Raw genomic sequence first — 9,385 nt, 5'->3', positions numbered from 1 at the left:
CACCAGTTCCACCCAGGGCGCGCTGGTCTCCGGCCGCCGCGCCGCCGAAGCCGTCCTGCGCGACCTCGGTGTGACCACCACCCGGACCCCGCAGACCCGCGCCGCCGCCTGAGCCGGCAGGGACCGGCCCGGCCGGGGACGGGAGCCGCCGACGGCCCCGTCCCCGGCACCCCCGGGGATCCGCCCGGGGCGGGCCCGGCCCGTCACCGTCAGAGCACCCCCGCCTGCCGGGCGGCCTCCTCGAAGGCCCGGGCGGCCGGGTTGCCCCGGTACGGGGCCAGTCGGCGGTGGAAGTCGCGCAGGTACTCGACGGTGCGGGCGGAGCGCATCTCGCCGGCCGCGCGCAGCGCCTCGGTGGCCAGCGAGCACGACTCGTCGACGTCGCCCAGGCCGAGCCGGGCGGCGGCCAGCACGATCCGGCAGAACACCCGGCTGCGCGCGTAGCTCGCCGAGCGCAGCCGCAGCGACTTCTCCGCGTGCTGCGCCGCCGAGCGCCACTGCTGCAGGTCGCGGTAGCAGTGGGCGAACTCGTCGGCCAGCTGGGCCTCGTCGAAGTGACGCGCCCAGGACGGCAGTTCGTCGCCGGACCGGGCCAGCGCCAGGGCCCGTTCGGCGCGCACCAGGGCAGTGGTGCAGGACCGGGCGTCGCCCAGTACGCCGTGCCCGCGCGCCTCGGCGGCGTGCATCAGCGCCTGGACGGTGGCCGGGGCCGTGGTGCCCACGCCCTGCTGGGCCACCCGGGCCAGCTGCACCGCCTCGCGGCCGTGGCCCAGGTGCACCGCCTGCTGGCTCATCGTCACCAGCACGTAGCCGCCGAGCACCCGGTCGCCGCCGGCCTGGGAGAGCCGCAGCGCCTGCACGAAGTAGCGCTGGGCCAGGCCGTGCGCGGCGATGTCGAAGCTGGTCCAGCCGGCCAGCCGGGTCAGGTCGGCCACCGCCGCGAACAGCGCCCGCCCGATCTGCTCGCCGTACCGGCCGCGCAGCATCGGCTCGGCCTCGCTCTCCAGGTACCGGACCAGCGCCTGGCGGGCGTGGCCGCCGCCGTAGGCGTTGTCCAGCGCCCGGAACAGGTCGCCCACCGCGCGCACCGCGGCGATGTCCCCGCGGCCGACCCGCAGGCCGGCCCGCTGCGGGCGCGGGCGCTCCTCCGGCCGGGTCGGCGCGAGCGCGGCGGTGCGGGTGCCGGACACCAGCGGGCGCCGGGCCTGCGAGGGCACCCGGCCGGCCGGGACCCCCGGCCCGCGGTCGCCGAGCTCGGCGCCGGGGTCGAGCCGGGAGAGCGGCCCGTCCGGCCCCGGGGCGTGCAGGCCGACCGACCCGTCCCGGGCCACCTGCTCGTCGCCGCGGCCGATCAGCCAGTCCCGGCTGGGCACCACCAGGCCGGCCGGGGTGAAGGCGATCCGGCGCAGCTCGGACTGCGGGCCGGTGTCCTTGCGCCACATGCTGGCGACGATGTCCACCGCCTCCTGCGGGGTCTCGGCGAACTCCAGGCCCGCGTAGACCGGGGCACAGGCGTCCAGGCCGATGTCCTGGGCGGAGAGCCGGCGGCCCAGCCGCCGGGTGAAGACCTCGGCGATCAGCGCCGGGGTGGCGCCGCGCGGCTGCTGGCCGCGCAGCCAGCGGGTCACCGAGGTCTTGTCGTAGCGCAGGTCCAGCCCGTGCTCCAGGCCCAGTTGGTCGACCCGGCGGGCCAGGCCCGCGTGCGAGAAGCCGGCCTCCTCGATCAGCGCGGCCAGCAGCGGGTTCTGGGCGCGGGCCGGATCGTGCGCCGAGGCCTGGGCCGCCGGCCCGTCCGGATGGTGCTCGGCGAGGACGCCGAGGTCCTGGCGCTGCCCGGGCAGGGAGCTGCCGGGGCGCACCGGCTCGCTGAGCGGTCCGGGGTCGCCGTGCCGCCCGTGCGGGTCCAGTGGGTCCAGCGGGTCGAGCGGGCCGTAGGTCGGGCTGTCGGTTGCAGGCCGTTGGGGCATGTCAGTCAACACCTCTCGGACGCCACGGTCCGGCCCCCCGGTGCCTTGCGCGACGCCCCTGTCGGGAATCGGCGTGAATGTAGCGAGCATTCGGGCGCTATGGGCGGATCTGACTGGCCAATCCTCCGAACGGGTGACGGGAGGGCGCCCGATCCGATGAAGAAGGGGCGCTCGGGGTTTGGGATTGTGCGACCCTGACGGTTTCACGCCTCCATGGGCGCGCGACACACAGTTCCGGTACGGACTGTGGTGCCGGCCCACACGTCGCGCTCTTCCCGCCGACCGGGCCGTTCTGACACCATGTCGGGCACCATGAGCCACCCCGAGCCACCGCCGACAGCACCCCGGGAGCCCGGCGCCGCCGCCGGGCTGCGCCGGCTGCTCGACCTGCTGGCCGGCGGCACCGCCGCCACCGAGGACTTCCCCGCCGTCGCGGCCGAGGCCCGCCGCGCGGGCGCCGCGCCCGCCGTCCTCGCCGAGCTGGACGAGGCCACCTGGCTGGCCCTGCGGGTGCACCGGACGCTGCGTCAGCACCGGCGCCGCGAGACCGAGTTGACCGCGCTCTTCGACACCGCCACCGACCTGGCCGCCTCCCGCGACCTGGACGCCGTGCTGCGCGCCATCGTGCGCCGGGCCCGCAGCCTGCTGGGCACCGACACCGCCTACCTGACGCTGCCGGACGAGGCGGCCGGCGACACCTACATGCGGGTCACCGACGGCTCGGTCTCCCCGCTCTTCCAGAACCTGCGCCTCAGCCTGGGCGACGGGCTGGGCGGCCTGGTCGCCCAGACCGCCCGCCCCTACGCGACCCCCGACTACCGCACCGACGAGCGGTTCCGGCACACCGGCCGGATCGACGCCGGGGTGCTGGAGGAGGGCCTGGTGGCGATCCTCGGTGTGCCGCTGCTGCTGGGCCGCGAGGTGATCGGGGTGCTGTTCGCCGCCGACCGCTCGCCGCGCGCCTTCTCCCCCGACGAGGTGGCGCTGCTCTGCTCGCTCGCCGCCCACGCCGCGATCGCGCTGGACACCGCCAAGGCGCTGGCCGACACCCGGACCGCGCTGACCGAGCTGAACGCCGCCAACACCGTGATCCGGGCGCACGCGAGCGCCGTGCAGCGGGCCGAGCAGGCGCACGACCGGCTCACCGACCTGGTGCTGCGCGGCGCGGACCTGGCCGAGGTGGCCGCCGAGCTGGGCGCGCTGCTGGAGAGCGAGATCGCGGTGCACGACGCCGACGGCCACCCGCTGGCCGGGCGGCAGGGCGCGCCGCAGCGGCTGGCCGAGGCGGTGGAGCGGTCCCGGGCCGAGGGGCGCTCGGTGCGGCACGGCGGCGGCTGGGTCTGCGCGGTACTGGCCGGGCAGGAGCCGCTGGGCTCGCTGGTGCTGCGCGGCCGGCCCGAGCTGGACGACGCCGACCGAAGGATCTTCGAGCGCGGCTCGGTGGTCACCGCGCTGCTCCTGCTGCTGCGCCGCTCGGTGGCCGAGGCGGAGAACCGGGTGCGCGGCGAGCTGCTCACCGACCTGCTCACCGCCCCCGGGCGGGACCCGGCCGGGCTGCTGGCCCGCGGCCGCCGGCTCGGCGTCGACCTGGCCCGCCGGCACCTGGTGCTGGTGGCCGAGACCGCCCCGGACGGCCGGGCCCGGCTGGCCGGCGCGGCCGCCCAGTACCTGTTCGGGCGCGGGCGCGGCGCCGGCTCGCGCGGGGTGAGCGCCGAGCACGCCGAGGCGGTGGTGCTGCTGCTGCCCGAGGACGGGAGCGCGACGCCCGGGCAGGCCGCCGCCGCGGCCGCCGAGCGGCTGGCCCGGCTGGCCGGCCAGCCGGTCACCGTGGGCGCCGGCCGGGTCGCGGCCGGCCCCGCCGAGCTGGCCGCCGCGCACGCCGAGGCGGTGCGCTGCGTGCGGGCGCTGCGCGCGCTGGGCCGCACCGGGGACGGCGCCTCGGCCGGCTCGCTCGGCTTCCTCGGCGTGCTGCTGGGCGACGGGCACGACGTGCACGGCTTCGTCGAGCGCACCCTCGGCCCGCTGCTGGACTACGACCGGCGGCGCGGCACCGAGCTGGTGCGCACCGTGCGCGCCTACTTCGCCTGCGGCGGCAGCCTGACCCGGGCCAAGGACGAGCTGCACGTGCACGTGAACACCGTGGTGCAGCGCCTGGACCGGGTCGAGGTGCTGCTCGGCCGGGACTGGAACCACCCGGACCGCTCGCTGGAACTGCAGCTGGCGCTGCGGCTGCAGCTGCTCGCGGAGGGGTGACCGGGACCGCCTTCGGACACCTGAACGATCCCGGTCGGCCCGGGCGTACAGTGGCGAGGTTGGTCGCGCACGGGCGACCGGTGGCGAGGAGCAGCGGTGAGCGAGAACGTACGGTTCGTCCGGCTGGGGATCGGCGAGGGCCTGGTTCCCTACCAGGAGGCCTGGGCCGAGCAGCAGCGGCTGCACGCCCTGCGGATGGCCGACGAGATCCCGGACACCGTGCTGCTGCTGGAGCACCCGCCGGTCTTCACCGCCGGCAAGCGGACCAAGCCGGAGGACCTGCCGCTGGACGACACTCCGGTGGTCCAGGTCAACCGCGGCGGCGAGGGCACCTGGCACGGGCCGGGCCAGCTGGTCGGCTACCCGATCGTCAAGCTGCCCGAGCCGATGGACGTGGTCGCCTACGTCCGCCGGCTGGAGGAGGCGCTGATCCGCGCCTGCGCCGACCTCGGGGTGACGAGCACCCGGGTGGAGGGGCGCAGCGGGGTCTGGGTGCTCGGCCGCGAGCTGCCGGACGCGCAGGTCGACCCGGCCCAGGTGATCGACATCGGCAAGCTGACCCTGCGGATGGGTCTGCCGCTGGGCATCGACCCGCGGCTGGCCGGCCCCGAGTACGCGCCGTCCAACGCCGGCCAGCGCGGCGACGACCGCAAGCTGGCCGCGATCGGGGTCCGGGTGGCCCGCGGCGTGACCATGCACGGCTTCGCGCTCAACTGCAACCCGGACATGACCTGGTTCGACCGGATCATCCCGTGCGGCATCCGGGACGCGGGGGTCGGGTCGCTCTCCACCGAGCTGGGCCGCGACGTGCCGGTGGCCGAGGCGGTGCCGTCGGTGGAGAAGCGCCTCGCCGAGGTGCTGGCCGAGCTGCCCGAGCCGGGTTCCCGGCACTGAACCGGGAATCTACCGGCCGGTAGTGCTGTTGCCCTGCGATTGCGGGGCGACCGCCCGGCCGAGACCGAACAAGCACAGGCGTACCCTGGGGGTACCCCGTCTACTTCTAGGAGCCGATGTGTCCGCTGTCGCACCCGACGGCAGGAAGCTTCTCCGCCTGGAGGTCCGCAACAGCGAGACCCCCATCGAGCGGAAGCCCGAGTGGATCAAGACCCGGGCGAAGATGGGCCCGGAGTACAACGCCCTGCACTCGCTGGTGAAGAAGGAGGGGCTGCACACGGTCTGCCAGGAGGCCGGCTGCCCCAACATCTTCGAGTGCTGGGAGGACCGCGAGGCCACCTTCCTCATCGGCGGTGACCAGTGCACCCGCCGCTGCGACTTCTGCCAGATCGACACCGGCAAGCCGGCCGACTTCGACGCCGACGAGCCGCGCCGGGTCGCCGAGTCCATCCTCACCATGGACCTCAACTACGCCACCATCACCGGCGTCGCCCGGGACGACCTGGCGGACGGCGGTGCCTGGCTGTACGCCGAGACGGTCCGCCAGGTGCACGCGATGACCGCCGACCGGGCGGGCGGCCGCACCGGCGTCGAGCTGCTGATCCCGGACTTCAACGCCGTCCCGGAGCAGCTGGCCGAGGTCTTCTCGTCCCGCCCCCAGGTGCTGGCGCACAACGTCGAGACGGTGCCGCGGATCTTCAAGCGGATCCGCCCGGCCTTCCGCTACGAGCGCTCGCTGGACGTCATCACGCAGGCCCGCGCGGCCGGCCTGGTGACCAAGTCCAACCTGATCCTGGGCATGGGCGAGACCCGCGAGGAGGTCAGCCAGGCGCTGGCCGACCTGGTCGGCGCCGGCTGCGAGCTGATCACCATCACCCAGTACCTGCGCCCCTCGCTGCGCCACCACCCGGTGGAGCGCTGGGTCAAGCCGCAGGAGTTCGTCGAGCTGCAGCAGGAGGCCGAGGAGCTCGGCTTCGCCGGCGTCATGTCCGGACCGCTGGTGCGCTCCTCCTACCGGGCCGGCCGGCTGTACCGCCAGGCGCTGGAGCACCGGGCGAACGCGGACGCCGCGGTCTGACCGCTGCTGGGGAGAACTGAACGAAACTGCGCGGGTCCCGGTCGGGTGCGACCGGGGCCCGCGCCCGTCTGACCGGTCCCGTCGGGCCGCCCGGTCAGGACCGTACGGATCACGGTTCGGCCCGAATCGGGACCGGGCTTCGGTGTCGGCCCCTCCCGCCACGTACCATGACCTTCATGGCGAGGGAAACATCCGAAACTCCTGGGCGGCTCAAGCAGATCCGCCAGGCGTACATCATGACCAAGCAGGTCGACACCAAGATCGGCCTGATCGTCGGCGGCGTCGCCGCGCTCACCTTCGGCGTGTTCCTCGCCCTCGGTTTCGCGATCGGTCACCCCATCTACCTGGGGATCCTGGGCTTCATCCTGGCCGTGCTGGCCGCGGCGATCGTCTTCGGCCGCCGGGCCGAGCGGGCCGCCTTCGGGCAGATGGAGGGCCAGCCGGGCGCCGCCGCGGCCGTGCTCAACAACATCCGGCGCGGCTGGAGCACCAACCCGACCCCGGTGGCGGTCACCCGCAACCAGGACGCGGTGTACCGCGCGGTCGGCCGCCCCGGCATCGCGCTGATCGGCGAGGGCAACCCGAACCGGGTGCGCCCGCTGCTCGCCGCCGAGAAGAAGAAGATGGCCCGGGTCGTCGGCGACATCCCGGTGCACGACTTCGTGGTCGGCAACGGCGAGGGCGAGGTCCCGCTGAAGAAGCTGCAGATCACCCTGATGCGGCTGCCGCGGGCGATCTCCCCGGGCCAGGTCACCGAGACCAACGACCGGCTGCGCGCCCTCGGCGACCTGCTCTCCAAGGCGCCGGTGCCCAAGGGCCCGATGCCCAAGGGCGCCCGGATGCCCAAGGGCGGCGGCCCGCGCTGAGGCGCCACTCCCCCACGTAGACCAGAAGGCCCCCGCCGATCCCGGCGGGGGCCTTCCTCATGTCTCGCGCCCTGCGGCCGCGGCCGCCCCGACCGGGGTCAGATCCGGACCTCGACCGTGCCGACCGCCTTGTCGTGCAGCCCGCGGGAGTCCCGGTCCCAGACCACGGCCGGCACCACCAGGCAGAGCAGGAAGGTGCGCAGCAGCGCCTGCGGGATGGTGGTCCGGCCGCCGTCCAGCCGCACCACGCGCAGGCCGAACAGCCGCTTGCCGAAGGTGGTCCCGGCGGTCGCCAGCAGCACCGCGTTGATCGCGAAGAAGACCGGCAGCCCGTACAGGTTGGCCTTCTGCGCGTCGCCGTGCGCGATCAGCCCGTAGGCGATCAGGTTGGCGATCCAGCCGTCGACGAACAGCGCGCCGATCCGCCGGGCCGGGCCGGCCACCGCGCCCGAGCCCTCGCGCGGGCGGCCGAGCCGCTCACCGCGGTAGCCGAAGTCGGCGCCCATCCGCTCGGCCGCGGCCTTCGGGCCCTCCAGCCACGATCCAAGTGCTTCTCTACTGTCCACGACAGCCACAGTAACCGCCCGCCCCGCGGCGACCGGGGGCGGCTCCCCCTGCGAGTGAATCCTCGTCTCATCGTCCTGCCATGAGGTCTAGACCACTTCAGCCCCACCGACCGCACCCCGACACGTTTTGTCCGGCTTTGCAGACGCTTGCCCGGGGCTGCTTAACATGGGTGAAACGATCGGGTCACTGACAGGAAACGGCCCCTTCCTATCGTGAGCCCACCCTGGCCGGTGGGCGACCGGCCTGACGGCCGGGCAGAGGAGGATTGATGTTCAAGAACGCCGAGGAAGTCAAGGCGTACATCGCGGAGAACGACATCAAGTTCGTGGATGTCCGGTTCTGCGACCTGCCGGGCGTCATGCAGCACTTCGCCGTCCCGGCGGCGACCTTCGACCCCGCCGAGACGCTGATGTTCGACGGCTCCTCGATCCGCGGCTTCCAGGCCATCCACGAGTCCGACATGGCCCTGGTCCCCGACCTGGCCACCGCCCGGCTGGACCCGTTCCGGACCGAGAAGCACCTCAACATCAACTTCTTCATCCAGGACCCGATCACCGGCGAGGCGTACAGCCGCGACCCGCGCAACATCGCCAAGAAGGCCGAGGCCTACCTCGCCTCCTCCGGCATCGCCGACACCGCGTTCTTCGGGCCCGAGGCCGAGTTCTACGTCTTCGACTCGGTCCGCTTCGAGACCAGCGCCAACGCCTCGTACTACCACATCGACTCCGAGGCGGGCGCCTGGAACACCGGCTCCGCCGAGGGCGACGTGCGCGGCTACAAGGTCAAGTACAAGGGCGGCTACTTCCCGACCCCGCCGGTGGACCACTTCGCCGACCTGCGCGCCGAGATGTCCCTGGAGCTGGCCGGCGCCGGCCTGCAGGTCGAGCGCCAGCACCACGAGGTCGGCACCGCGGGCCAGGCGGAGATCAACTACAAGTTCAACACCCTGCTGCACGCGGCCGACGACCTGATGCTGTTCAAGTACATCATCAAGAACGTCGCCTGGCGCAACGGCAAGACCGCCACCTTCATGCCCAAGCCGATCTTCGGCGACAACGGCTCCGGCATGCACGTGCACCAGTCGCTCTGGGCCGAGGGCGCCCCGCTCTTCTACGACGAGCAGGGCTACGCCGGCCTGTCCGAGACGGCCCGCTTCTACATCGGCGGCCTGCTCAAGCACGCCCCCTCGCTGCTGGCCTTCACCAACCCGTCGGTGAACTCCTACCACCGCCTGGTCCCCGGTTTCGAGGCCCCGGTCAACCTGGTCTACTCGCAGCGCAACCGCTCCGCCGCGATCCGGATCCCGATCACCGGCTCCAACGCCAAGGCCAAGCGCATCGAGTTCCGCGCCCCCGACCCGTCCTCCAACCCCTACCTGGCCTTCGCCGCCATGCTGATGGCCGGCCTGGACGGCATCAAGAACAAGATCGAGCCGCTCCAGCCGGTCGACAAGGACCTCTACGAGCTCGCCCCCGACGAGCACGCGGGCGTCCCCCAGGTCCCGTCCTCCCTCGGCGCGGTCCTGGAGGCGCTGGAGCAGGACCACGAGTACCTGCTGGCCGGCGGCGTCTTCACCCCCGACCTGATCGAGACCTGGATCGACCTCAAGCGCACCACCGAGATCGCCCCGATCGCCCTGCGCCCGCACCCGCACGAGTTCGAGCTGTACTACGACCTGTAAGGCGCACCCGACCTGCGGGGGCGCACCCGGGGACCGTGGGGTCCCCCAGGGGCTGTAGCCTGCCCCGGGGGGGGCCGGG

At 74.0% G+C, this 9,385-nt stretch carries 7 protein-coding genes; 5 read left to right on the top strand and 2 right to left on the bottom strand.

The features are described from left to right. Positions 1-209: 209 nt before the first annotated feature. Positions 210-1,967, bottom strand: a complete 1,758-nt coding sequence (locus tag ACFW1A_RS33955) for a regulator (RefSeq protein WP_380415948.1) — start codon at positions 1,965-1,967, stop codon at positions 210-212. Positions 1,968-2,279: 312 nt separating this feature from the next. On the opposite strand from ACFW1A_RS33955, the gene ACFW1A_RS33950 reads away from it, so the two are divergent. The 4 genes from ACFW1A_RS33950 (at position 2,280) to ACFW1A_RS33935 (ending at position 7,058) form a co-directional block, all read left to right on the top strand. After that, positions 2,280-4,220, top strand: coding sequence for a helix-turn-helix domain-containing protein (locus ACFW1A_RS33950; protein WP_380415946.1), 1,941 nt, complete (start codon positions 2,280-2,282; stop codon positions 4,218-4,220). A gap of 96 nt (positions 4,221-4,316) precedes the next feature. Next, positions 4,317-5,114, top strand: coding sequence for a lipoyl(octanoyl) transferase LipB (gene lipB / locus ACFW1A_RS33945; protein ID WP_380415944.1), 798 nt, complete (start codon positions 4,317-4,319; stop codon positions 5,112-5,114). A gap of 118 nt (positions 5,115-5,232) precedes the next feature. Further along, positions 5,233-6,192 carry a lipoyl synthase gene (locus ACFW1A_RS33940; RefSeq protein WP_380415942.1) on the top strand — a complete coding sequence of 320 codons (960 nt, stop codon included), beginning with the start codon at positions 5,233-5,235 and terminating at the stop codon, positions 6,190-6,192. A gap of 176 nt (positions 6,193-6,368) precedes the next feature. Then, entirely contained in the window at positions 6,369-7,058 is a 690-nt protein-coding gene (locus ACFW1A_RS33935) for a DUF4191 domain-containing protein (RefSeq protein ID WP_380415940.1), read from the top strand. Between the two features lie 98 nt (positions 7,059-7,156). On the opposite strand, the gene ACFW1A_RS33930 is transcribed toward ACFW1A_RS33935, so the two are convergent. Then, complete coding sequence (locus tag ACFW1A_RS33930; protein WP_380415938.1) at positions 7,157-7,624, bottom strand: RDD family protein; 468 nt, start codon at positions 7,622-7,624, stop codon at positions 7,157-7,159. Between the two features lie 269 nt (positions 7,625-7,893). Here ACFW1A_RS33930 and glnA point away from each other — a divergent pair, with 269 nt between their 5' ends. Further along, the gene (glnA, locus tag ACFW1A_RS33925; RefSeq protein ID WP_380415936.1) at positions 7,894-9,306 is read left to right on the top strand and encodes a type I glutamate--ammonia ligase; all 1,413 of its coding nucleotides are present in this window, start codon (positions 7,894-7,896) and stop codon (positions 9,304-9,306) included. Positions 9,307-9,385: the final 79 nt, after the last annotated feature.

The organism is Kitasatospora sp. NPDC058965, from assembly GCF_042741245.1.
GTDB lineage: Bacteria > Actinomycetota > Actinomycetes > Streptomycetales > Streptomycetaceae > Kitasatospora.
Note: the sequence above shows the minus strand (reverse complement) of the source record. Positions and strands in the feature narration are given on the sequence as shown.

Excerpts from the sequence above, each read along its gene's own strand:
- ACFW1A_RS33950 (WP_380415946.1), top strand. The coding sequence starts at position 2,280 with ATGAGCCACCCCGAGCCACCGCCGACAGCACCCCGGGAGCCCGGCGCC.
- ACFW1A_RS33935 (WP_380415940.1), top strand. The coding sequence starts at position 6,369 with ATGGCGAGGGAAACATCCGAAACTCCTGGGCGGCTCAAGCAGATCCGC.
- ACFW1A_RS33955 (WP_380415948.1), bottom strand. The coding sequence starts at position 1,967 with ATGCCCCAACGGCCTGCAACCGACAGCCCGACCTACGGCCCGCTCGAC.
- glnA (WP_380415936.1), top strand. The coding sequence starts at position 7,894 with ATGTTCAAGAACGCCGAGGAAGTCAAGGCGTACATCGCGGAGAACGAC.